Raw genomic sequence first — 23,242 nt, 5'->3', positions numbered from 1 at the left:
CCGAAGGGAATGCCGCCATGACTCATGCCAATGCAGCACTCACTCCACGTCACCCCGGACAAGCAGAAGAACAAGTACCGGGACCCGTTGATGGGCAAGACCTACGTCCATACCGTCATTGACGACCATTCCCGTGTCGCCTACGCCGAGATCCACGACTACGAAACCGCCATCACCGCCACCGCGGTCCTGGTGAGGGCTGTCGAGTGGGTCAACGCCCGCGGTGTGAGCGTCGAGCGAGTCCTGTCCGACAATGGCGGCGCCACCGGTCCCACCTGTGGCGAGACACCTGCACCGAACTCGGGATCATGCACAAGCGCACCCGTCCGTATCGTCCGCAGACCAACGGGAAGATCGAACGCTTCCACCGCACCTTGGCCGACGGCTGGGCCTATGCCCGCTGCTACACCTCAGAGGCCGAACGCCGGGGCGAGCTCGACGGCTGGCTGCACTACTACAACCATCACCGGCCACACACCGCCTGCGGCAACCAGCCGCCGTTCTCGCGATTAACCAACGTCCCCGGTCAGTACAACTAGACCCGCGCGCGGCGGGCGATGAGCACGTGCGCGAACCAGAAGACGGCACCGCCGGCCGAAAGAGCGAGCCCACCGATACCGAGCTTCACCAGGTCGGCGCCGAGCATCGGCACCATGGCGCCGGAAACAATCGCGGCGACGATGAGGTTCACGAACGTCGCGAAGCTCGTCGCGGCGCCGCGCTCCTCGGGGAACATGTCGAGAACCTCGAGCTGCACGGGCGCCATCATGAGCGCCGCGCCCATGCCAAGAAGGCCCGGGCCAATCATGACCAGAAGGTGCCACACACCAAACTGCGAGGTGAGTTCGGGGGTGAGCATGGGAATGATCACCGAGAGGACCCCTCCGAGAACCGCGGTGATGAAGGCGATCGTGATGAGGCGCGAACGGCTCATGACGAAGGCGAGGCGCCCCACGAGGTAGTTGCCGAGGATCATGCCCGCGATGATCGGGATAAACAGGACCCAGTAGTCCTGTTCGCCAAGGTGCATCACGTCGGGAACGATGATCGGGGCTGCCGAAATGAAGATGAAGTCGGCCTGGCTTGCGAGGCCAAGCGCGAGCGAGAGGCGCCAGATGACTGGCGAGCGCAGCACGCGCCCGAGCGACGTGAGGATGCCCTTCGCGTTGAACGGCTGGCGTTTCTCGGGAAGGAGCGTCTCGGGGATGACAATGAGCATGAACACGAGGGTGACGAGCGCGTAAAGGAGCATCGCCCCGAAAATCCAACGCCACGGTCCGAGCAGGAGGATCCAGCCGCCGAAGATCGGCGCCGCCGCGGGCGCGAGGGCAAAGATCATCATGACCTGGCTCATGAGCTTTTGCGCTTTGCCGCCACCGTAAAGGTCGCGGATCACGACGCGAGAGACGATCGTCGCTCCGCCCGCACTGAGCCCCTGGAGCACGCGGAAGGCGAACAGCATCGGGAGATTGACGGCGAGCGCCGCACCGAGCGAGCCGATCGAGAAAACGATGAGCGAAATGCTCATGACGCGCTTGCGCCCGATGGCATCGGAGAGCGGGCCGTGGAACATGCTCATGCACGCGAAGGAGATGAGATACAGGCTCGTCACCTGCTGCATCGCCGCCGCGTCGGTGTGGAAGTCGCCCCTCATCGCCGGGAAGCCCGGGAAGATCATGTCGATCGAGAACGGGCCGAGCATCGCGAGCAAGGCCATCGCAAACGTGAAACCGAAGGTGACCTTTTCTGTGCGCCCCAGGTGGAGGCGGAGCGCGGCTGTCTCGGTCGCGACTTCCTCGACCTGCTCGATCGGGCCGGTCACGTGTGAGACGTTGTCGGTGGGGTTGGCGAAGGCGATCTGCGGAATTTCTTCCGTCAGCGGTCGCGGCTCCTCGGTTGCGAGGCTCTCGGCGGCACGCTCATCGGCAAGCCGCGCAAGTTCGAGTGCGCTGGTGTCGGTTTTCCTCTGAGAATCGTCTGTCACTCGGTCAAGTTTATGGAAGTCTCGCGGCCTTCCAACCCCTCCCGCACAACATCACTCATGACTTCGGTGACATCTGCCGCAGCAGCATCGATGCCTATGGACCGTGCCTGGCACTTGCTACGCTCAAGCCACACGTGTGCGGGCAAGAAAGGACAAAGGAGGCAGCCATGCGGCGTCGCACTCTTCTTGGCGGCGGCCTTCTCGCCGCGCTCGGCGCCTCGGCCCTGTACGTGGAGCGCGACAGCATCGCCGACCTCTTCCCGCACGACGCGCACGAGGACCTCTATTCCCTCGGCGTCGCCTTCTCATCCGTGCCGGATTCACTCGCGCGTGAGGTCCAGGCGCACGGCGGGGCGTCTGTTTTGCACCCCGGGAACATCCCGGGCGTGGAGCGCACGTTCGTTCAACCTGATTCATCCCCGCTCATTGAGGGCACACGCACACTGAGCACCGCACACGGCGCCGAGACCCTCACCGCGATCACGCAAGCATTCCTCGAGAAAGCTTCACGACCCGCGCCCACTCCCGCGCTCACGAGTCTCGACCGCTCCGCACTCCTCGATATTTTCACCCTCACGTGGGCGCTTCCCTCCCCCATCGCGGCGCTCAGCCCGAACTGGCGTTACACGTGGCCGCGCGATACGGCCCACGTGATCGTGGCCCTCGCCGAGCGCGGCTTCGACGACTGGGCGCTGGGCCTTCTCGAACACCTCGCGCGCATCCAGCGCCCTGACGGCACATTCGAGGCTCGCTACCGCCCCGGCACTACACGCGCGCCCGATGCCCGCTCACCGCAGTTCGATGGAATCGGCTGGTTCCTCTGGGCGGCGGCAAGGCTCGCCAGGCTTGGGGTGTTGGCCTCCGACGCCTCCCCCGCTTCCTCGAGCCCGACTCTTAAACGAGCACTCGCACGCTCCGCGCGCGCCGCCGTTGACGCCACGACCACCGCGAGCGGGCTTCCGAAGCCGAGCCCCGACTATTGGGAGGTACCCGAGCGGCGCCTTACCCTCGCAACGGCGGCCATGACGCTCAGCGCGCTCGAGAGCGCGGCGCACCTTTCAAAGCTGGGCTTGCTTGAGGGCGAGGCAGGCGTCGGAACGGAAATGCTCGAGAGACGTGCCCGGGAAACCGAGCGCGCCCTCCTGGAAACTTTCGGCTCCGGCGCCTTCCAGCGGTACGCGCACGGCGGAGGTTTCGACGCGGGGCTGCTCATGCTCCTGCCGCCGTACCAAACGCAGGGGTTTGCCGAGCGCAACCCAGCGATTGCCGGCCACATCGACGAGGCTTTCGAGGCGATGCAGCGCCCCGAGGGCGGTGTCGCTCCGGGCGCGCGCTGGAAACGCGACGGCATCAGTTGGACCCCGCAAACGGCGATGTTCGCCCAGGCCTATGCGCGCCTCGGGGAGCGCGAGCGCGCTCTCGAGATCCTCGAATGGCTCGCCGCCCACCGCACGAGCGCCGGGGCGATCAGCGAAAAAATCCTTGCCGACGGTCGCCCCGCCGCCGTCGCGCCCCTCTCGTGGCCAGCGGCGCTCGCGCTCAGCACGCTCGAGGCGCTGCACAGTTAGGAAGCGCTTGCGGGTGGACGCACACGGTCAAACTGCATGCGATCGAGCTCGTACACGCTTGTGCACAGCTCGTCGATGTCCTCTTGGTTGTGGCTGGTCATCACAATCGTGCGCCCTTCTTCATGGAGCTCATGGAGAAGCGCACGAATATCGCGAACGCTCGTCTTATCGAGTCCGTTGAAAGGCTCGTCTAAAAGTAGAAGCGGTTGCCCTTCCATAAACGCTTGGGCAAGAGCGAGCTTTTGTTTCATGCCGAGAGAATAGTGGCGAACAGACTGGCGTAGGTTCGGCGCAAGGCCCACGCGGTGAAGCGCCTCTTCTATGTGCTCGTCTCCAATGAGCCCGCGAATAGACGCGAGCCGACGCAGGTTGTCGAACCCCGTGAGACCACCGATGAAGCCTGGGCGATCGATAATGATGCCAATTTTGGAGGGGAAGTCCTCGCCCGCACTTTTCAGCTTTGGTGAGACGACGACGCGACCCGAATCCGGCTTGAGGAAGCCGACGATAAGTTTGAACAGCACGGACTTACCCGAACCGTTAGGACCTTGCACTCCCATGAAATCGTGTTCATCGATTGCAAGCGAGGCATGACTCAAGACCGGAGTCGAACCGAAAGCGATCGAAACGTCTTTTACATCAACAAGATTGACCATTCGGCACCTCTACAATCATGAATCAAACTGAGGAATACGGGTATTGCTCAGCACGAACCGGAGAAACACAACACTGGCGACTCCTACTGTCGCCGTTAAAATAATGGCACCTGCCGTAGCCGGAAAGGCCCCATAAAAGCCCAGGGCAAATGGGGCCGGCCACAGCGGGTTCAACCACGGCAGCGTGAGCGCCGCGCATACGACCAAAGTTATGGCGGCTACCGCCATCGACCCAAACCTCCACGCAGCGGCCATTGAGAGCAGTGTCGTCACCACTACGGTCACGATCGAGCCCAGCCATACCTGCAGGGCTGGCAAGAGCTCCGTGGGGTGATGAGCCATGCTGCTTGAAACACCACCGAGCAACACAAGCACAAGGGAGAGCGCAGCGATCGCAGTGACAAGCGAACCCCCTATTGTGCGAGTGAAGAGTTTCCACGGGTCTCCCGTGCGGATCGCCACCAGCGATGCTGCGGGTGCCGTCTCACCCGCAAAACGTACGAGCGCGGCATATGAAGCCCCGAAGACTAGCACCATGTACATGAACCATGCCGTAAAGGAAAACTCTTCGCGCGCCGAACCGTAAGTGAGATACATGAAAAGGTCGGCACCGTCGGGCCGCAAGAAACTCATGAGAGTCGCCGCACCTACGGTTGCGATACACCAAAATCCGAACGGCCCTGTCCGCACGAAGACTTTCCGAGCGCGCATCAAGACTGACGATCCACTCACACCAATAGTCAGGATCGTCGCGGCGGCGAAGAAAAGCGGAACACACCATAGGGCGCCAAATTCTTTGACACCCGCGAAGGGCAAAAGGGCCACATCGGGATTGCTCCACTGCGGAAACGGCCATACATGGGCGAGCACAAGCGGCACAAAACCTACCCCGACCCCAGGGATCCATGGCTTCACTCGAGTATTCACGATAAGGACCCCTAGTAGGGTCGCCGCAAGCCCAGCGAGCCCGACCTCGAACGCGATTCCGTACGCTATACAGGCCACAGGGCTTAGGTGTCGACTGGCATAGGGCTGCAGAATCCCCTGCCATATTGTCGCCGGCTGCAAAGAGAGCACTTCCGGGGTCCAGGACATGCGCCACGTGTATCCGGACGACGTCGCCAAGACCCCTAACAATTTGCTCGCTCCGAGCAGCGCTGCTATCCCGGCGCCGCGCATCCACAGCGCAAGAAGTCCGTGCCGTTTTGACCCGAAACGAGACAACGCAAGCGGGTTCGCCACAAAGGCACACTGCCGCAAAAGCAGAATAATGAGCAGAGGCCATTGAAAGTAATGGAAGTAGTACGGGTCTTGCCCGAAGGCAAGCTCTCGTTCCCACAGCGAGATGCCGACGACCGCATCGAAATCGACGTCGCCTTTGAGCAGGGGCTGCGACGACGTCACGATAGCGAGCAGTGCGCACATCCCGCAGATGAGCCCCCACCCAGCTACCGGACGCAAACGGTTCACAGCCCCCATCAGCACAAGGCCTTCGGCAGCTTCGCTGAGAACGCGGCATAAGCAGCAACGACTCCAGCGATGAGGAAAACAACAAGACCTACGACCACGGGGATGAGAGGATCTTGTTGGGTGACACCAGTTGGAATGAATGATCGTATAAGGCTGAAGTGGTCAACCCGAAGAGCCCCCGCGACAAACTCGGAGAGAAGCACGACGACAGGAAGCCAGAGGAGTGCAACAAATCGATTCTCAAAGAACATCGCTCCTACCGCTGCCAGCGTCGATAATGCCGCACCGCCGATCCCCACCCATATCGACTGGAATGCAAAGTACAGTACCGGGGAGACAGCATAGAGCTGCGAGAATGTTAGACGTTCTGCTACCGGTTCAAGATCGTCACCGAAAGGGTTGAAAAAATCGACGGGGATGAGGTGCGGGTGGATTCCGTATGACAGGACAGCGACGAGAGCGACACTTCCCGCGAAGACGATAAAACCAGCGCACGCAGCGCGGACCGCGTGGCGAACAACGTAGGGGCTGCGCCCCCGCCTTGCCATGATAGGCCCCCACGCTCCCCCAGTGCCGACCTCCTGCATCACCACTGGCGCGTACAGCAGGGCGGCAAAAATTGGCATGAAGAAGGGCAGAAAATCCGATATCCCTAATGTGAATAGGGAGAATTGATCGGCGACCGCACCATTAGCGCGGGAGATCTCCATAAAAACGCTGGGACTCAGGAGGACAACTATTGACATAAGAACAGTGGAAGTTTTGACAAGATTTTTCACGGGCGCCATTCCTGAAGCATGCCGAATCACAGTTCACATCGCCGTTTCAGTTATTACGCCGCTTCTCGCCAGTGCGCCCAGCATAAGTTTTCCATTGATACGACGCGTGCCCCTCGCCGCTGAGTGGTGCAGCCGTCGAACTAAACATTGAGAGGAAGATCCCGCATCGGCGGATGTTGCCATAAAACCAGCCCCCGTCACGATGGCCCGAAGCAACCTTGCACGTCTACGCATCACAACGATCCCCCTCATCCTGGAACACCACTTAGACAGCAAGGATCCTACCCCCCCCCAGTGGTTTACGCCATACGCCGTGCCCTCCGTCATCCCTTCGGTTGCTGGCCCTCAGCACGCTCGAGGCTCTCGAGCATTGATGCTTCCCTTAGTCCCCGCAAGCGGCCAGAGGGCGGGGCTAGAGTGGTAGATCGGGATCGACGACGATCCGCATCGAGTTTCGAGGAGAGGTCATGAACGAGAAGGCTAGTGCGCCCGATCTTCGCGCGGAACGCGTGAATTACACGAAGGGCCAACTCACCAAAACGCTCGCGGGCAACGACCCGCACGCACTGTTTGACGAATGGATGAGAGACGCGATCGAGCGTCGCGACCGCGAGGGCGATGTGCTCGAACCGAATGCGATGGTCGTCTCGACGATCAACCCGGAAACGGATTGGCCGGATTCGCGCGTGCTGCTGCTCAAGGAACACAAGAACAAGAAGTTCGTGTTCTTCGGCAACTACGAATCTCAAAAAGGCCACGACCTTGACGTGAACCGCAAGGCCGCCCTGAACTTCACGTGGCTTCCGCTTCAACGCCAGGTGCGCATCCAGGGCAAGGTGCGCCGCATCAGCCCCGAGGAATCCGACGCCTACTTCGCGGTGCGCCCGCGTGGTTCGCAGATCGGCGCCTGGGCAAGCTCGCAGTCGGACGTCATCGACTCACGCGAAGACATTCAGCTCGCGAACGAGCGTGCCGACAAGCGCTTCGAAGGTAAAGACGTTCCCCGCCCGCCGCACTGGGGCGGCTGGGCACTGACCCCGCACGTCATCGAGTTCTGGCAGGGTGGCGCTTCGCGCCTGCACGACCGCATCCGCTTCACGGCCTTGGATTCGGAAGAAGGCCGCTGGCAGGTCGACCGCCTCGCTCCGTAAACGCTCACGCGAGGTAACTGTGAGGGCCGGGGTGACGCTGAGCGTCATCCCGGCCCTCTCGTGTTAGGCGACCTCGTTGAGTTCGAGCGAGGTGCGCTTTCCGCCCACCTTGACGCGGAACACGGGCGCTCCCTCCTGCGGGACCCCGCGCGGAGTAAGGCTCGAATTGAACGACGAGGCAAGGCCGTCAAAATCAGTGTGGACGTGTACGCCGGGCAGAACCCCGACGGTGCACGCGGCCTTGAGGCCCTCGACCTGCACATCACCGCGGTGCACGCGGGCGATATCGACAGTGATTGAGGCGCCCTTCGCGTCGAGCGCGCCCGAGAATTCGCCGATCTTCACCTTGGCCGCGGCACCATTCACCTCCACCGGGGAGGAGACAGAATCGAGCTCAGCCCTCACCTTGAACCCCTGAATCGAGACAGGCGCGGTCAAGGAGGAAGCCTTCACGGTGCTCGAGACCGCATCGAAGTGTGCCTCGCGTGAGACCTCCTCAAGCTCGATCGTGCTCGCGACGCTTGCGCATTCGAGGGCTGTCGTGGTGGGAAGTGAAAGCCTCACCGTGAGGCGCGGGCGCTTGCGGTGAAGAATGTCGAGCGCTTTCCGGTCAGGGCTCTTGATTTCGAGGCGCCCGAAGCGATACTTCACGCTCGTTCCCGCGGCTTCTTCGCCTTCGAGGTCGATCGTGATCTGGTCCGTGGTGTTTGTCGTGATCGCGACGTCGGCATAGTTCAACTTGAGCTCGGCACGCACATCGCCGGCAGCGTCGTAACGATAGGTTGTGGTGCTCATGGCGGGACCCTTCCTTAGATCCATCCCTTGACGGGGTTCGTGCCTTTCGGCGGATTATCGGGGGTGAAGCCCCAATTCTTCGTGAATTGCGAAGTGTGGGGTTCGACAACGGCATCGCGGATCGCCTGGACGAGCCAAGCATTGAGACTCTGGCCCGAGGCTTCCGCACGCTTCTCCGCGCGGGCCTTGAGCCCTTCGGGCAGGCGAAGAGATACCCGCGAAATATCGCCTTCATCGAGTCCCTGATCCGCCGCGGCGGCAGATTCTGTCGCGGGAGTGGCGTCAGGATGCTTTGGAGTGACATCAAATTTGACGCCTTCGGGGGCGAGGCGCGCGCTCACGCGCTCGAACGTGAGCGACTCGCTAATCTCGGCGGTCGCCGTCGTGACCGTATCGAGAAGGGCAAGCTTGAGTAGGGGGCGGGCAAGGGGGCCCACTCGCTTCATAGCGGAGCCGAGATCGTCGCCACCGACGTTAGCGACATGCTCGAGATCCTCAACAAGAGCGTCGATTTTCTGTGACATCTCCATAACCCAAGTATGGCGTCTTTTTGACGCCACCGCAAGGTTTTTGACGTCGTTTCTTAGGCGAAGGGGTTCCAGAACCTTCCGCCATTGACGATCGCGAGCACGATCGGCACCGCGAGCACGGCGAAGGAGAGGGCCATGATGAGCCAGTCTCGCCACGTCAGAGGCTTCTTGCCGTACCACGTGCGCCGCTTGCCGCGCCCAAAACCGCGCAGCTCCATCGCACTCGCCACTTCCTCGATGCGGTCAAATGCGCCGAGCAAAAGCGGGATGATGACGCCCACGATGTTGCGGGCGCGGGTCGCGATACCCGCTTTCGACGAGGTCTCGAGGCCACGCGCCTGATGTGCCTTCGAGATCGTCACGAAATCACGCTGAATATCGGGGATGTATCGAAGAGCGATCGAGACGGAGTAGGCGATCTTGTAGGGAACGCTGATGCGGCTCAGCGACTGCGCAAACTCTGGCGGGCGCGTCGTCGCGATGAACAAAAGCACGGGTGGAAGCACCGCGAAGTACTTGAGAGTCACAACGAGCTGATAAAAAAGCTGCTCACTCGTGATGTCCCAGTGCCACGGCCCATCGAGAAGCACGGTGCGTGTGCCATACAGTTCGGTTCCGTAGCCGGGCGCGAACAGGAAAATGAACACGTTGTTGAGCAGCATGAGACCGGCGATGATCACGAGCACAACGGCGAGGTCGCGCAGCTTCACGCGACTGAGAACCCACAGCACGACGTTGAGCACGAGCATCGCCGCAAGGTAACGCGCATCGAATCCCACGAGCGCACCCACGACGCTCGCGACGGCGAGCATAAGCTTTGAAAGCCCCGAGACTCGGTGCAGGAACCCCGGCCGATCCACGTACCCGAGAACGGACTTAGCGGGCATCGCCCACCTCCCGCCTCTCGCGATCAACCGCGATCACGGCCTCGACAAACTCGCTGCGGCCACACTCTTGGGTGGCGCCGTCACCGGTGGAAACGGGAAGTCCGACGGCTGCCGCGAGCGCATCGAGGCTCGTGCGCACGAGGTTCGCGCGCCTCGTCACGTCATCGTCGACGAGGATTCGCGCGGGCGAAGAATCCGCGATGATCTCCCCTTCGCTCAAAACAACGGCGCGCGGCACATACTCGAGGACAAGGTGCATGTCGTGCGTGATGAGCAGGATCGTCGTGCCCGCACGGTTGAGGCCGCGGATGAACTCCATGAACTCCGTGTAGTGGCGGAAGTCTTGGCCCGCGGTCGGCTCATCGAGAATAAGGACTTCGGGCTCGAGCGCAAGCGCGGCCGCGATCGTCACGCGCTTCTTCTGGCCGTGACTGAGGGCGCTCACGGGCCAGGTTTTGAACGGGGCGAGCCCGCACGTCTCGAGGGCAGATTCCACGCGCCGGCGCACCTCTTCTTCGTCGAGGCCGTGGGCGCGCGGGCCGAGCGCGACCTCGTCGAAAATGAGCGGCTTCGAGATCATGTGGCCCGGTTCTTGAAGCACGAAGCCCACGCGCGTACCGATCTCGGCGATACTCAAGTTCAGAACGTCGTCGCCGAGCACCTCGACGGTGCCCGAGTTCGGCTTCGCAAAACCCGTGATCGCGCTCGCGAGCGTCGATTTTCCAGCGCCGTTGTTGCCGAGGATCGCGAGCATCTCCCCGCGCCGCACCTCGAGGTCGATTCCCCGCAGCGCGTGCACGCCCTCGTGGTCTTTATCGTGGCCGTGCACCACGTGAAGATTGCGCACACTGATGGCCGCGGTGGCGTCGGACCCCTCCCCCGGCACTTCCTGAGCCGAAACCGAGCCGAACCTCGCGGACCACTGCTCACGCCCCCACTCTCGCACCCGTGCGCATTCGCTCTCGCTCAGGCGGAGGGTGTCGAGCCGAGCGGGGCGCGCGGACGCTGGCGGTTCGATCCCCGCGTAGTTGAGGGCCGTGAGGTGCAGCGGGCGGCGAATGCCGTGCTCGGTGAGGAGCCCGGAGGTCACGAGCTCATCCGGAGTTGTATCGGCAACGAGGCGGCCGCCCGCCATCATGAGGATCCGATCGACCCCCCTGTGCAGTACTTCTTCGAGGCGGTGCTCGATGATGACCACACTCGCACCGCTCTCCCGATTGAGGTCGTCAGCCAGTTCGATCATCGCGCGACCCGTCGCCGGGTCAAGGTTCGCAAGCGGCTCGTCGAACAGGAGAATCGGCACGTCGTCCACGAGCACGCCCGCGACGGCGACGCGCTGCTTTTGCCCGCCACTCAACTCGTGCGGCGAGTGCTCAAGAAGCTCGGTGAGGCCCACGCGCTTGGCGACCCGCTCGACGATGCCCGGCATGTCGCCCGACGCAACCTCCTGGTTCTCGAGCGAAAAGGCGATGTCCTCCGCAACCGTGAGCGCCACGAACTGCGCGTTCGAATCCTGGAGAACCGTGCCGGCCACACCGGCGGTGCGCACGAGCGGCGCGCGCACCGGATCCACGCCACCGACCCTCACGCTGCCACTCACGCTTGCCTCGAAGCGATGCGGCACGAGGCCGTTCATCACGTGCAGCAGAGTCGACTTTCCCGAGCCACTCGGCCCCACGATCGCGACCTTCTCACCCCAGCCGATCGTGAAGCTCACGTTCTCGACCGAGGGAAGTTTTTGGGTGCGGTAATGCACGCTCACGTCATCGAACACGATGGCGTGAGCGGCACGGTTCGCCTCGGGCGAATGGGAGGGAAGAGCCATGCGGAACGCTTAAGCGCCCACCTCGAGCGAGCCCGAGCGGGTACGGGTCTTCGCATACAGTGCGAGGATGATGGAGCCAAAAACGCAGGTAAGAACAGAGTTCGTAACGAATGCGACGAGGCCCTGAACAATGACCTTGTCGAACGGTTCACCCATGAGCGTCACGTCCAGAATCCACGCAAGAACACCCCACGCCACGAAGTGGCCCACGATGACCGCGAGGTTGAAGCGCACAAGATCCCGGCGCGAAAACTCCCCCTCGTTCACGCGGTTACGAAGCATGAAGAAGCCTACGATGAGACCGAAGACAGCCGTCGGAATTTCCCACGAAAGCCAAATGAGGTAGCCGGTGGCATCCGCGAGAATGTGCCCAACAAAACCGGCAACGCCCGCAACGTACGGTCCGTACAGCACCGCGAGGACCGCGAGCAGGGCGTACTGGAACGTGATCGCGAGGTTCGGCACGGGAACGGGGATCGCAACGAATCGACTCAGCACAAAGAACAGCGCCGCACCGATGCCGATCGCGACGACCTGCGTCACGGGCGAGACCCTGCGGGTCACGGGAAGCGGTGCACTGGACGTGGGAGTTTCAGGGGTAGACATGGTGGGGATCCTTTACTTTTCGACCTTCTCGAATGCGACGTGCCAGCTGTTGCCGCGCCCGAGGTGGAAAGCATTCGCGTACGAGCCGCGATTGATGGCGACAGCCACGCGATCAAGGGAATTCACGTAGATGAGCGATTCGCCGACCTCGACGTGCGCGAAGCTCGGCGCATACACGAGGCTCGTCGCGTGAACGGTTTGCCCGTTATGGGTGATCGTGAGGCGCACGTAATCGCCGTGGCAAATGCCGGCCTCTTCAAAAAAGGTGCGCGGGATGGACGTCCACAGCGAGCCGTAGCGGTTATCGTGCGCGTCAATCGTGCCCGTGAGTGCGTTGCCCTCGATCTTCGGCGCAAGCACCGGGAGAGTCACGACCTCACTCACCTCGCGCCTCGGGCCGACCTGCTCGTACGTGATCGTTCCGCTCGCGAGCCGCGCGCCGGTGAACGCGTAAATGTCTCGCCCGTGGAACGTGTAGGAATGCGCCGAACCCTCGCGCCGATTGAAGTGCTCGTCGATCTCGCGCAGCTCCTCGATCCCGAAAAGCTTCTCGATGTGGGTGAGGGTGCCGTTGTTCGGGGTCACGACGTAGTGACCGGTCGACGTGCGCGCCACCACGCTCAAGCGATCCGAGCCAACACCCGGATCCACGACCGAAACGAACACCGTGCCTTCGGGCCAATACGACACGACCTGCGCAAGGCGGTAGGAGCCCTCCCAAATGTCATAGGGAGGAATGTTGTGCGTGACATCGTGGATGCGCAATTCGGGGTGCACACCCGTGGCGACGCCGTACATCGCGCTCACGGCGCCGTCGACGTATCCAAAATCCGATTGGAGAACGAGTGGCTTCACTGCGGGGCCTCCCATGCGACACAAAAGTTCATGACCTTCGTAAGCGTACCGATACCAGGAACGGGCGCGAATGCACGTGACGAAATATGAACACCGAGGCGAGACGTCAGTGACATGTGTCATTCACACTCGTGACAAAGCGCCGAGAAGCCCCTGACGTTTTCCACTATTACCCGAGTCTGGCGTGCCGAAGAGTAGAAGCATGACCACAACACACGACTCCATCACTGTCTCGAACCTGACCCGCACCTACGCGGGCGCAAAGAAAAAGAAAGCCTTCACCGCGGTGGACGGCATCTCCTTTCACGTACGCGAAGGCGAGGTTTACGGCCTGCTCGGCACAAACGGCGCCGGGAAAACCTCGACCCTCGAAATCCTCGAGGGTCTCGCCCCCGCAACGAGCGGGAGCTTATCGGTCCTCGGCATGCACCCCACGAAAGACCGCGCGAAGGTTCGCGCCCACACGGGAACCATGCTCCAATCCGGGGGCTTGCCCACCCAACTGACCGTCGCCGAAACGATCCGCATGTGGGCAGGAACGTGCTCGAATCCCATGGCCCCCGATCAAGCTCTCGCCGCCGTCGACCTCACGCACCGAGCGAAGGTCAAAGTCGGTTCGCTTTCCGGTGGCGAACAGCGCCGCCTTGACCTCGCATGCGCACTCGTGGGCCAGCCTTCGATCCTCTTCCTCGACGAGCCGACGACGGGCCTCGATCCCGAATCCCGCCGCGGCGTGTGGGCGCTCCTCGAAGACCTCAAGGCGCGCGGCGTCACGATGATCCTCACGACCCACTACCTTGAAGAAGCCGAGCGCCTCTGCGATCGAATCGGGATCATGCACCGAGGAACGATCGTGCTCGAGGGCAGCCTGCGAGACATCGTCTCCACGGAAGCCTCGGTGATCCGCTTCGGCATCCAGGAGGGGTCCGACGCCACCCGCGCCTCCACCGTCCCTCAACCTCCCGCCCTTGCCGGCGCCCAGGTCACGCGCTCCGGCTCCACGTACGAGGTGCGAACCGATCACCTTCAGGAGCACTCGCTCGCCATCTTGCAGTGGGCGCAGGGTGAGCGCCTCGCCCTGCGCGACTTCTCCGCGACCCCCGCATCCCTCGAGACCGTCTTCATGCGCGTGGCAGGCGAGCAGAACTGACGAGCGCAGTAGACACCAAAGCTTCCACCGAAAGGACACCCCATGACCACGGCAACAGCCACAGCACAGTCCACACCCCGCTCGGGCCGCCTCTCCCGCACGATTGCTCTCGCGCGCGCCGAGCTCACGCAGTTTTTGCGCAACCCCACTCTCCTGTTCACGTCGCTTCTCTTCCCCCTTGGCCTCCCGGTCGCCATGTTCGCCCTCAGTTCCGCGGGCGGCGACAAGGCCTTCGCCGCCTCGCTCGCGCTCGAGACGTCCATCCTTACGACAGTGCTTATGGTCGTGTACTACTCGGTTCTCTCGATGTCGACGACGCGGCGTGACGAGAAGGTCCTCAAGCGCCTGCGCACCGGAGAGGCGAAGGACTCGGATATTCTCCTGGCGATTGCCGCCCCGAGTTCCCTCCTCGCCGTCGTGTTGATGGTGCTCGCCCCGATTTTCCTCATCGTTCTCGGTGCTCCCGCACCCGTCACCGTCGTTCCTCTCCTCGTCGCTGTCCTCGTCGGGATAGCCGTGAGCGCGGCGCTCGGATTCCTCACGAGCGCCTTCACGATGAACGCCGAAGCTGCCCAGATCACCTCGCTGCCGGTCATGATCCTCGCGATTGCCTCCCAAAGCACCTTCCGCGCACTCATGCCCGAACAGGTCACGCGCATCATCGACCGCACGCCCTTCGCCCTCATGGGAGACCTCGCACACCTGGCATGGTCGGGAACGACGGTCACCGGTGGGTTCAAGCCGCTCGACACCGGCGCGGCGCTCGCGGCGGCAACCGCCCCCATGCTCATGCTCGCCCTGTGGGCCGTAGCGCTCCTCATGCTCGTACCGAGGGTCATGAAGTGGGAATCCAACCGGTAAACCGCCGGCTACGACCCGTGGGACACTGGTGGGGCTTCTCTAGGCCCCGCCAGTCTCCCCTTTTCCGCCAACGAACAGAGGACACCGCATGAGCACCGCCACGGGCGATCACACTGCAGAACCGGCGCGCGTTCGCAGCATGGAGAAATACGCGCTCTACACGAAGTGGTCCGTCGCGCTTGCGGCACCCGTCACCTGGCTCATCTTCGCTATCCCCAGTATCACGGCAACAACCTCGAAGCATGCGGGCCTCACACCTCTGCTGTGGGCAGTCGGCACGGCCGCCCTCACGCTCCTCGTGAGCATCACTCTTCTACGCGAACCCGCACTCGAGCTGTTCCCAGAAAGGCCAGGACGCGCGCCCGGGGCGAAGGTCAGTTTCATTCTGGTGCTCGTGAGCTGGATCGTGTGCATCCTCGTGTCCGTGCTCGCGCCCGTTTCGATCGGGGCGTGGGCTAGCGCCTACGCGATTCTGTGCACCGCGCTCTTTGCACTCGCCCACGCGCCGTGGATGCGACACAAGTGGATCGCCGTCACCGTCGCTGCCCTTCTCACGTGCGCAACGCAGCTCAGGATTGACGCCGTCACCGTCCTCTCGTCGATCTACGTTCCCCTCATCTTCCTCACCGCCACCCTCTCCGCCTTCTGGGGCCTCGACGTTTTGCGCGACGCTGACCGGGCCCGCAAGCTCGATGCCGAACTCCACGTCAGCTCGGAACGACTCCGCTTCGCCCAAGAGCTTCACGACACGATGGGGCAGAGGCTCGCGGCGATCAGCCTCAAAACACAGGTGGCGATCGCCCTCGTCGAACGTGGCGATAGGAACGCCATGAAGGAACTTCGCGAACTCCAAGACCTCGTGAAGGCCAGCACCGCCGACATGCGCGCCGTCGCCCACGGCTACCGGCACATCAATCTCGCCACTGAAATCGCCGAGGCTCGCGCGCTTCTTGACGCCTCACGCATCAACGTCCACGTCGACGGCGACTCACTCGACGTTCCCGAAGGCCGCCGGGAGGATGCCGCCTGGTTCGTCCGCGAAGCCACCACCAACATCCTCCGCCACTCCCACGCCACGACCGCACACCTCACTCTTGCCGAGGGCAGCGTGACCATGACGAACGACGGCGCGCATGAGAGCCCCGGCCCGCTCTCAGGCCTCGAGTCACTCCGCCGCCGCGTGGCCGTAGCGGGCGGAAGCATCACCGTCGAGCATGACGCCCCGCACTTCACCGTGCGGCTAAGCTTCGACGAGGGGCCGGCAAGCGTCGGACCCGCCCCCACCCACACACCCGAGGAGAGCGCATGATCCGCATCGCCATCGCCGACGATGAAACCCTCGTTGCCTCTTCCCTCGCGACCCTGCTCGGGCTCGAAGAGGATTTCGAGATCGCCACCGTGTGCGGCTCGGGCGAGGAGGTACTCGAGTGGTGGGCGCGAGATTCCGACGGCGCCGACGTTCTCGTGTGCGACCTGCAGCTTGGCGGGATCGACGGCATCGAAACCGCGTATCGCGTGCGCGAGAAACACCCCGGTGTGCAGGTGCTCATCGTGACGAGCCACGCACGCCCCGCAGCCCTCAAGCGCGCGCTCGAGCGCGGTATCGCGGGATTCCTCCCGAAAACATCGGACGCGAAAGAGTTCGCCGCGGCCATCCGCACCGTCCACGCCGGGCGGCGCTACCTCGACCCCGAAACAGCGGCCCTCGCGATCAACGAGGGCGACAGCCCCCTCACGGACCGCGAGCGGGAACTACTGGAACTAGCGGGGCGGGGCCTCTCGATCGATGACATCGCCTCCGAAGCACACCTTGCGGCGGGAACCTGCCGAAACTACCTCTCGAACGCGATGGCAAAAGTGGGTGCGGCCAACCGCTTCGAAGCCTTCACCGTGGCGCGCGAACGGGGCTGGCTCTCGTCATGACCGCACGGAGCGTGCGGATCGAGAACGACACGGTCACGAGGCCCAGAGGCCCTTGGACACCCGCGGTTCAAGCTGAAGGCACCAAACGGTTACTACTTGAGGTTCGCTCCCGAAGACGCATTCGTGCGGCGATCCACGAACTCCTGGTAGGCGTCGGCAACTTCATCCACGTCGCCGTCGGCTACGAGCACGCCTTTCTCGATCCAGAGCGCACGCGTGCACATGGCGCGCACGGAGGCGAGCGAATGGGACACGAAGAAGACCGTACCGGCCGACTCGCGGATCTCCTCGATCCTGGCCATGCTCTTCTTGCGGAAGGAGGCGTCGCCCGTGGCAAGTGCCTCGTCGATCATGAGGATCTCAGGACTGCGGATCGTGGAGATCGCGAACCGTAGGCGCGAGGCCATGCCCGAGGAATATGAGGTCATCGGCAAGTAGAGGAAGTCACCAAGCTCGGCAAAATCAGCCACGTGCTCCACGCTCTCACGCACCTCTTTGGAGGAGAGGCCCAGGGCGAGGCCGCCAATCATGATGTTGCGCTCGCCGGTGAGGCGCGGCAGCATCGCTGCATTGACGCCAAGTAGTTCCGGCTCAGCCGAGGTGTAGACACGACCTTCAGTAGGCGGCAGCAGCCCAGCGATCGCCCTCAGGAGAGTCGATTTACCCGAACCATTCGTGCCGAGAATCGCCACGGATTCACCGTGATGAGCTACGAACGATACGCCTTTCACCGCGGGCACATGGGTGATGGGGCCAGTGCTGGGGCGCCCCAGGCTAATCGCCTTATCCCACAGGCTCTTGCGCTGCTTTGCCGTACCGCCCCGGCGCCCACCGAACACGCGATAGGTGATGTAGAGGTCATCAGCGATCACCGACGGCGGCCCGAGAGGCTTACGCTTGACCTTTTTCGGAAGAACGCTCGGGTCAATTTCGAAGTCAATATCTTCAGTCACGTCCGTAGGTCTCCTCGACTCGCCAGAAGAACACAAAGCCAACCGCGAAAGTGCCCACCGCCCACACGATGGCTTCGAGCCACAACATCGGCGTCATGGGGATGAGGGCCTCATTGCCGAAAACAGCGCGGAACAAGTCCAGGTACACCGTGAGCGGCTGATGAAGGAGAATCGGCTTGATCCACATGCTGTCGGGCACCATGGCGCTCAGGAGGAACATGCCGCCTGAGGCATAACGGCCCAGGGTGAGGAAGAACGGCAAAGCATTGGCGATGTCCGGGGCACGTGCACCGAGCCGGGCGAAAAACATGGTCACGCCAGCCGAGAATGTCGCCAACAACACCGCAGCAAAGGGCAGCAGCAGCCACGACCACGTGGGGACCACGAGGCCCATACCAGGCAAAAGCCCGGTGACCATCGCCATGATCATCATGGCGATGAGGATCGGCACGAAAAGCACAACTTCAGTCATAACGGAGGCTAGCGGCACGATCGCTCGCGGAAAGCGGTGCGAGCGTATGAGCTGCATATTCGTGGGAATCGAGTTGATTCCGGACATCACCGACGTTTGGAAAAGGGTGTAGCTAAACGTACCGATGGTGATGAAGGCCGCGCGGTTATCGATACCTGGGGCGCTGCCATGGAAAAGGAACCCGAAGATCACCACATAGATCCCTGCGTCCAAAATGGGACGAAGAATTGCCCACGCCTGCCCAAGGTAAGACCCCTGGTTACGGGAGTAGGCGCGGGAGGCGGAAAGATGCCAAATAAACGAGCGGCGCTGCCACACCTGCGCGATGTAGCGCCCGAGCGGCGGCCGGACGCCCATCTCCCTCAGGCCCGACTTACTCGCGAGTTCCGCTGCTTCCGCAGAACTCAATCGTGGAGATAACTCCACTTGGGGCTTGGTCTCAGCCAAATTTATGCTCCTATGGGCCTGACGTTGCGGCTCACAGTCTCAACGCTGTGTTCGCTATGATCGGTCGGTGTGAACCACCGTGATCCATCGTCGCCGCTCGTGAGTGTCATCATGCCGGTTTTCAACGGCACTGCGACTTTACACCAGTCGATGACAAGCATTCTAAGGCAGTCGGTACCCGATCTGGAGCTTGTGGTCGTTGACGATGGCTCTAGCGACGACTCCGCAGCGATCGCCGACCGCCTTGCCCAAACCGATGATCGAGTACGTCTCAAACGACGGTCACAAAGCGGTGGCCCCGCGGCGGCGCGCAACACGGGGATCGCGACCGCAAAAGGCCGCTACCTGGCGTTTTGCGACGCAGACGACATGTGGCTGCCGCACAAACTTGAGCGCCAGATTGCGTGCGCGGAACGTACCGGAGCTCCGCTGATCTACAGCTCCTACCACCGCATCGCACCGGATTACCACGCAAGCGCTGCGGACTTCGAGCCGGAAGGGCGCGTGGTCAGCGTACCGACGAAACTCACACACGACGATCTTCTCGCCGGCAACCAAATCGGCAACTTGACGGCCATGGTTAATCTCGAAGTGACTGGTGACGTCACAATGCCGGACCGTCCCGGAGCCGAAGATTGGGCTCTATGGCTCTCGATCACGCGCGAACATGGGGCAGCACACGGCGTACATGAACCTCTCGCCCTCTACCGCGCCGAGCAAGAAGGCTCTCACTCCGATGATCGACTCCGAGCGATCCGGGCGGTGTGGCGCGTGCTACGCGAGCAGGAAGGTGTGCCACGATTGAAAGCCGCTTGGTACTTGACGAGAAGTTCTGTGGCCGCACTGAAGAAGTCCAAGATTTAAAAAACCGCATGGTTAGGTAGCGAGACATGATTCTGATTTGCACGAATGAGTTGGCGGGGCCAACGGGATACCACAAGTCAGTGGTGCAACTGGCGAATGGCCTGCATCAGTCGGGCTACCCCGTCGCGGTGATGGCCTTTCTGGGTGGCGGCAACGTGTGGGAGCGAATGCTCCCGTCATGGCCATTAGACGAGAACATCCCTGCCTTCACAGTGCGCTCCCTACCCGCCGAGGGAGGCTCGCTTCTACACCGCGGCGTCTACCCGGAGTACTCGGGGAACCTCGGAGCTCTGCGGTTCTCCTTCACCGCAAACCAGGTGGCGGTTCTTCGTCAGCTCAACGACGTTCTTGATGAAGACGACACGATCATTTTCACCAACCCCGCCCAGGTTCTCGCCTTCCAATACGCGCTTGGGGATGCGAAGCGTCGCCCGCACACGATTCTCCAAATTCACGGCGACTACGCTCACCACAAGGAACTGTGGGAACCTTTGAAGTCAGTGCGCCGCAGCATTGACCGCCTGCAGACCGTGGCCGATGGTTTGCGCGCGCAGTTCCTCGACCTTTTTGGCGAATCCAACGTGGTGTTCATCCCGAACTTTCCGGGCGAGGGAAAAACGGCGATCCCGCGTATGTCGCACGAGGGAGTGAATATCGTTCTCCCGGCTTCTCTTCAGCACCGCAAGAACCAACTGGATGCCGTGCGCGCACTCGCGAAAATCGACGACGCTTCGGTGCGGTTGAGCCTCTGGGGTTCGGCGCACCCGCTCAACCCCTACGTGAGTGCGGTGCGCGAGGAAATCTCACAGCTCGGACTTAACGACCGCGTGAATATTTGCGGATACGGTTCCGAACAGGACGTGTACTCCGAAGCAGATATCGTCCTCATGACGTCACTTTCCGAAGGCTTCCCGTATCCATTGCTGGAATCGATGAGTCATTCACTGCCCGTGGTCGCTTACGACTTTGACTTCGGCGCCCGCGAAGCCATCGAGGATGGCCACACCGGCTTCCTTATTCCCATGCTCGACGTCGACCTCCTCGCTCAGCGACTCGGCCAGTTAAGTGCCGATGCCTCCATGCGCGAGCGCTTTGGTGCTGCCGGCCGTGAGCGCTACAACGCGAACTTCTCGCAAGAAGCAGTGGGCAAGCGCTACCAAGAATTCCTTGGACCACACGGCAGGTCGATCGACCTCACCGCCGCCTTCGCCACGAATGGCGAGGAGCCTATCTCCACTGAGCAAATCAACCACCGCGTAAAATGGCGAGGCCTTTCGCGCTACCACCAGATCACCGTCAAGGGCGATGCTCCTCTGCGTGACGTACAGATCGATAACTCCGAACGCACGAGTACACCCACGGTGAAACAGCGCATCGCAAAGCGTGGGAGTGGCGCACAAGCCACCCGCGAAACCCTGATCCAGTTCCCTGCCTTCGGTAAGGAAGTCATTTCCTATACCGCAGAACCGGGCTCTCAAGAGCGCCACTACCTCGGCCACACGACCACCCGCCATGAGCTCAAGATCTTTGGTCACCTGCGCCGCGATGCCGACTACACCCCTGTGGACACCCTTCACGCCGCCCAGGGCGGGGCCCAGCACGTGTCTTGGTCCACGACACCGAAAGCCTTCGTATCCTTCCTCGATAAGGGTGCCGAAGCTGTCTCCTGGAAAGTTCGCCAGGTCGCCACCGAACTCAACAAGCAGCTGCAAGCAGCACGTACCAAGGAGCGGCCGGCACAGGCCGCAAACCCTGCCACCTCGGCGGCTCGCACCACCGCGACGCCCAATGCACCGAAATCGATTGTTCCTGCACAGAGCCCTGAGCCCGAAGCGCAGGCACACACTACGCAATCCGACGGCGGGCTCGGCCAAGGCCTTCGCGAGTTCGGCAAGACGCTTGGGCTTTCCAACAAGCTCGTGACAAACGTGACTCGCGTCGCTCAGTCGTACGCGGGATCCGGCTTGAAGCTGCTGCGCAATGCTGTCGCCGTCAAAGAACCCGCCGCGCCGCATCGCGAAATCGGCACCCACCCGTGGTTCCCGGTCACGGGCGGCACCGACAACTTCGACACCCCCGTCAACACGGCGGGCGCCGTCGCGGTCGAGACGGGGACGCTCACCCACGCCCCGTCGGTCCTCGTGCGAGGCGAGTACGACCAGGTGCGTCTGCGCGATGGACTCTCCACCCGCACCTTCTCGTCTCCGTTCACCTATGGCGAGTTCTTTGACCGCCTATGCGAGGCTGAACGCGAGTACGGTCTTTTCGACATCACCTCCCGCGACGGCGTCTACCTGTGGGAGCTTGGCCGCTCGGCCCTCGTGATTCAGCTTGCCGAAGCCCTTGGCCTGTGGGGCGCAGCTGAGGCGATCGGCACCCCGGTGAAATCTGAGTACGACGGCCCCAAGCGACTTACCAGAGCTCCGCAGGCTCGCACCGTTGTGTTCGACTACGTACGTCGCGGGCAGAGCGGATACCGCACGGCGCCCTATGTCAATGACAGCACCCTGTTTGTCGTGCAGGCCGATGCCAACGGGTACCCCGGCGTCGAAAACTCCCCGCTCGTCTACCCCTTCGCTGAGTTCGACCAGTGGCGCCGACACTGGCGCCAGCGCTGGTCACACTTGCGTGTACCGGAAGTCGATGCGCGCCCCTTCGAGGAGGCCCTTAGCTCAGCGCTCGGCATGAACGTCGACCTCGGCGACCACCTGCGCAACCGTCTGGCGAAGTTCCAATTCGAACGCGATTTCTTCACCCCGGTGTTCGAACGAGTGAAGCCCGAAGAGGTCATGATCGCCTCGAGCCACTGGCGCGCGGGCATCGTAAACGCGGCGCAGCGCTCTGGTGCACTCGTGGGCGATATTCAATACGCGCTCACTAGTAGGTACGCACCGAGCTTCTGGTTCGGCGGCACCCCGCATTACGGCGCAAGCCGATTCCATGCCTGGTCGCCCATGTGGGCCGAACGGACCAACGTCTACGACGAGTGCGTGATCGTCCCACGCGAACAAAGCGACTTTGTCGCCGCCCAGGAGGCCGTCGGCAGCGACGAACCACGCTGGGACGTTTGCGTGATCTCCCAACCGCGAGTGCTCCGACGGATCCTGGCCTTTGTCAAACGAATCGCTGACGAACGCCTCGAGCTTTCGATCGTCGTTGCCCCCCACCCTGCACAGCGCGCCATTATTGGCAAGGAGGTCGCGGCGGCGGGGCTCGAAGGCCGCGTCGACATCGCCACGGAAAATACCCTGGTCACCGTGAGTAAGTCTCGGATGAGCGTGGGAACGTTCTCCACCTCTCTGTGGGAATCCGCAGCGCTCGGCAAACCCACCTTCGTAATTGAGGTTCCGGGCTACGAGGAAACGTTGCAGGATGTGGAGTCCGGCCTCTTCCGCCTCGCGCAGTCCCCCGCGGATCTCGTGCCTTTCACTGTTCCAGAATCCCGGCACGAAATCTTTGGCTGACA

Annotated in this window: 20 protein-coding genes and 1 pseudogene; 9 read left to right on the top strand and 12 right to left on the bottom strand. The window is 62.4% G+C overall.

Translation table 11 applies throughout. The features are described 5' to 3' along the window. Window positions 1-51: 51 nt before the first annotated feature. A pseudogene (locus D8M36_RS03730) lies at window positions 52-539 on the top strand (integrase core domain-containing protein); the annotation flags it as partial. Here the strand turns inward: D8M36_RS03730 and D8M36_RS03725 are convergent. Next, window positions 536-1,984: a multidrug effflux MFS transporter gene (locus D8M36_RS03725; RefSeq protein ID WP_126846840.1), complete on the bottom strand. Its 1,449-nt coding sequence runs from the start codon at window positions 1,982-1,984 to the stop codon at window positions 536-538. The pseudogene D8M36_RS03730 and the gene D8M36_RS03725 overlap by 4 nt on opposite strands. 167 nt (window positions 1,985-2,151) lie before the next feature. Between D8M36_RS03725 and D8M36_RS03720 the strand changes: the two genes are divergently transcribed. Continuing rightward, window positions 2,152-3,552, top strand: a complete 1,401-nt coding sequence (locus tag D8M36_RS03720; protein ID WP_126846838.1) for a glycoside hydrolase family 15 protein — start codon at window positions 2,152-2,154, stop codon at window positions 3,550-3,552. Here D8M36_RS03720 and D8M36_RS03715 read toward each other — a convergent pair. The 3 genes from D8M36_RS03715 to D8M36_RS03705 all read right to left on the bottom strand — a co-directional run bounded on the left by D8M36_RS03715 (window position 3,549) and on the right by D8M36_RS03705 (window position 6,457). Continuing rightward, window positions 3,549-4,208, bottom strand: a complete 660-nt coding sequence (locus D8M36_RS03715; protein ID WP_034371140.1) for an ABC transporter ATP-binding protein — start codon at window positions 4,206-4,208, stop codon at window positions 3,549-3,551. The genes D8M36_RS03720 and D8M36_RS03715 overlap by 4 nt on opposite strands. A gap of 15 nt (window positions 4,209-4,223) precedes the next feature. Continuing rightward, window positions 4,224-5,612, bottom strand: coding sequence for a hypothetical protein (locus D8M36_RS03710; RefSeq protein ID WP_126846836.1), 1,389 nt, complete (start codon window positions 5,610-5,612; stop codon window positions 4,224-4,226). Window positions 5,613-5,686: 74 nt separating this feature from the next. After that, window positions 5,687-6,457 (bottom strand): hypothetical protein, encoded by a 771-nt coding sequence (locus D8M36_RS03705; RefSeq protein WP_126846834.1) that lies wholly within the window; start codon window positions 6,455-6,457, stop codon window positions 5,687-5,689. 467 nt (window positions 6,458-6,924) lie between these two features. On the opposite strand from D8M36_RS03705, the gene pdxH reads away from it, so the two are divergent. Then, window positions 6,925-7,608 (top strand): pyridoxamine 5'-phosphate oxidase, encoded by a 684-nt coding sequence (gene pdxH / locus D8M36_RS03700; protein ID WP_126846832.1) that lies wholly within the window; start codon window positions 6,925-6,927, stop codon window positions 7,606-7,608. 63 nt (window positions 7,609-7,671) lie between these two features. Here the strand turns inward: pdxH and D8M36_RS03695 are convergent, their stop codons facing one another. The 6 genes from D8M36_RS03695 to D8M36_RS03670 are packed head-to-tail and all read right to left on the bottom strand — an operon-like array spanning window position 7,672 to window position 13,121. Further along, window positions 7,672-8,403 (bottom strand): DUF4097 family beta strand repeat-containing protein, encoded by a 732-nt coding sequence (locus tag D8M36_RS03695; protein WP_126846830.1) that lies wholly within the window; start codon window positions 8,401-8,403, stop codon window positions 7,672-7,674. 14 nt (window positions 8,404-8,417) lie between these two features. Further along, window positions 8,418-8,927 (bottom strand): Arc family DNA-binding protein, encoded by a 510-nt coding sequence (locus D8M36_RS03690; protein ID WP_161970197.1) that lies wholly within the window; start codon window positions 8,925-8,927, stop codon window positions 8,418-8,420. Window positions 8,928-8,986: 59 nt separating this feature from the next. Then, a complete protein-coding gene (locus tag D8M36_RS03685) occupies window positions 8,987-9,820 on the bottom strand; it encodes an energy-coupling factor transporter transmembrane component T family protein (protein ID WP_126846826.1) in 834 nt (277 codons plus the stop codon). Further along, window positions 9,810-11,645, bottom strand: a complete 1,836-nt coding sequence (locus D8M36_RS03680; RefSeq protein WP_126846824.1) for an ABC transporter ATP-binding protein — start codon at window positions 11,643-11,645, stop codon at window positions 9,810-9,812. The genes D8M36_RS03685 and D8M36_RS03680 overlap by 11 nt, the downstream gene beginning before the upstream one ends. 9 nt (window positions 11,646-11,654) lie before the next feature. After that, complete coding sequence (locus tag D8M36_RS03675; RefSeq protein ID WP_126846822.1) at window positions 11,655-12,251, bottom strand: ECF-type riboflavin transporter substrate-binding protein; 597 nt, start codon at window positions 12,249-12,251, stop codon at window positions 11,655-11,657. Window positions 12,252-12,263: 12 nt separating this feature from the next. Then, complete coding sequence (locus D8M36_RS03670) at window positions 12,264-13,121, bottom strand: SAM hydrolase/SAM-dependent halogenase family protein (RefSeq protein WP_202974865.1); 858 nt, start codon at window positions 13,119-13,121, stop codon at window positions 12,264-12,266. Window positions 13,122-13,308: 187 nt separating this feature from the next. Between D8M36_RS03670 and D8M36_RS03665 the strand changes: the two genes are divergently transcribed. From D8M36_RS03665 to D8M36_RS03650, 4 genes are all read left to right on the top strand, one after another. Then, the gene (locus tag D8M36_RS03665; RefSeq protein WP_126846820.1) at window positions 13,309-14,256 is read left to right on the top strand and encodes an ABC transporter ATP-binding protein; all 948 of its coding nucleotides are present in this window, start codon (window positions 13,309-13,311) and stop codon (window positions 14,254-14,256) included. 42 nt (window positions 14,257-14,298) lie between these two features. Then, complete coding sequence (locus D8M36_RS03660; protein ID WP_126846818.1) at window positions 14,299-15,117, top strand: ABC transporter permease; 819 nt, start codon at window positions 14,299-14,301, stop codon at window positions 15,115-15,117. 88 nt (window positions 15,118-15,205) lie between these two features. Then, entirely contained in the window at window positions 15,206-16,426 is a 1,221-nt protein-coding gene (locus D8M36_RS03655; protein ID WP_126846816.1) for a sensor histidine kinase, read from the top strand. Further along, window positions 16,423-17,040, top strand: coding sequence for a response regulator transcription factor (locus D8M36_RS03650; protein ID WP_126846814.1), 618 nt, complete (start codon window positions 16,423-16,425; stop codon window positions 17,038-17,040). The genes D8M36_RS03655 and D8M36_RS03650 overlap by 4 nt, the downstream gene beginning before the upstream one ends. 92 nt (window positions 17,041-17,132) lie before the next feature. On the opposite strand, the gene D8M36_RS03645 is transcribed toward D8M36_RS03650, so the two are convergent. Then, window positions 17,133-17,993: an ABC transporter ATP-binding protein gene (locus tag D8M36_RS03645; RefSeq protein WP_065248557.1), complete on the bottom strand. Its 861-nt coding sequence runs from the start codon at window positions 17,991-17,993 to the stop codon at window positions 17,133-17,135. Continuing rightward, the gene (locus D8M36_RS03640) at window positions 17,986-18,873 is read right to left on the bottom strand and encodes an ABC transporter permease (RefSeq protein WP_238638372.1); all 888 of its coding nucleotides are present in this window, start codon (window positions 18,871-18,873) and stop codon (window positions 17,986-17,988) included. Before D8M36_RS03640 ends, D8M36_RS03645 begins: the two co-directional genes overlap by 8 nt. Before the next feature lie 150 nt (window positions 18,874-19,023). Between D8M36_RS03640 and D8M36_RS03635 the strand changes: the two genes are divergently transcribed. After that, the gene (locus D8M36_RS03635; RefSeq protein ID WP_126847379.1) at window positions 19,024-19,776 is read left to right on the top strand and encodes a glycosyltransferase family 2 protein; all 753 of its coding nucleotides are present in this window, start codon (window positions 19,024-19,026) and stop codon (window positions 19,774-19,776) included. A gap of 26 nt (window positions 19,777-19,802) precedes the next feature. Beyond that, on the top strand, window positions 19,803-23,240 hold the full coding sequence (locus D8M36_RS03630) for a glycosyltransferase family 4 protein (protein WP_126846812.1): 3,438 nt from the start codon (window positions 19,803-19,805) through the stop codon (window positions 23,238-23,240). The last annotated feature ends 2 nt before the right edge of the window (window positions 23,241-23,242 follow it).

The organism is Dermabacter sp. HSID17554 (genome assembly GCF_003989295.1).
GTDB lineage: Bacteria > Actinomycetota > Actinomycetes > Actinomycetales > Dermabacteraceae > Dermabacter > Dermabacter vaginalis.
This window is presented reverse-complemented; position numbering and strand designations above follow the sequence as displayed.

What these genes read in the sequence shown, in the direction of transcription:
- D8M36_RS03720 (WP_126846838.1), top strand. Translation starts at nt 2,152, where the DNA reads ATGCGGCGTCGCACTCTTCTTGGCGGCGGCCTTCTCGCCGCGCTCGGC.
- D8M36_RS03715 (WP_034371140.1), bottom strand. Translation starts at nt 4,208, where the DNA reads ATGGTCAATCTTGTTGATGTAAAAGACGTTTCGATCGCTTTCGGTTCG.
- pdxH (WP_126846832.1), top strand. Translation starts at nt 6,925, where the DNA reads ATGAACGAGAAGGCTAGTGCGCCCGATCTTCGCGCGGAACGCGTGAAT.
- D8M36_RS03695 (WP_126846830.1), bottom strand. Translation starts at nt 8,403, where the DNA reads ATGAGCACCACAACCTATCGTTACGACGCTGCCGGCGATGTGCGTGCC.
- D8M36_RS03690 (WP_161970197.1), bottom strand. Translation starts at nt 8,927, where the DNA reads ATGTCACAGAAAATCGACGCTCTTGTTGAGGATCTCGAGCATGTCGCT.
- D8M36_RS03685 (WP_126846826.1), bottom strand. Translation starts at nt 9,820, where the DNA reads ATGCCCGCTAAGTCCGTTCTCGGGTACGTGGATCGGCCGGGGTTCCTG.
- D8M36_RS03680 (WP_126846824.1), bottom strand. Translation starts at nt 11,645, where the DNA reads ATGGCTCTTCCCTCCCATTCGCCCGAGGCGAACCGTGCCGCTCACGCC.
- D8M36_RS03675 (WP_126846822.1), bottom strand. Translation starts at nt 12,251, where the DNA reads ATGTCTACCCCTGAAACTCCCACGTCCAGTGCACCGCTTCCCGTGACC.
- D8M36_RS03670 (WP_202974865.1), bottom strand. Translation starts at nt 13,121, where the DNA reads ATGGGAGGCCCCGCAGTGAAGCCACTCGTTCTCCAATCGGATTTTGGA.
- D8M36_RS03665 (WP_126846820.1), top strand. Translation starts at nt 13,309, where the DNA reads ATGACCACAACACACGACTCCATCACTGTCTCGAACCTGACCCGCACC.
- D8M36_RS03660 (WP_126846818.1), top strand. Translation starts at nt 14,299, where the DNA reads ATGACCACGGCAACAGCCACAGCACAGTCCACACCCCGCTCGGGCCGC.
- D8M36_RS03655 (WP_126846816.1), top strand. Translation starts at nt 15,206, where the DNA reads ATGAGCACCGCCACGGGCGATCACACTGCAGAACCGGCGCGCGTTCGC.
- D8M36_RS03650 (WP_126846814.1), top strand. Translation starts at nt 16,423, where the DNA reads ATGATCCGCATCGCCATCGCCGACGATGAAACCCTCGTTGCCTCTTCC.
- D8M36_RS03635 (WP_126847379.1), top strand. Translation starts at nt 19,024, where the DNA reads ATGCCGGTTTTCAACGGCACTGCGACTTTACACCAGTCGATGACAAGC.
- D8M36_RS03630 (WP_126846812.1), top strand. Translation starts at nt 19,803, where the DNA reads ATGATTCTGATTTGCACGAATGAGTTGGCGGGGCCAACGGGATACCAC.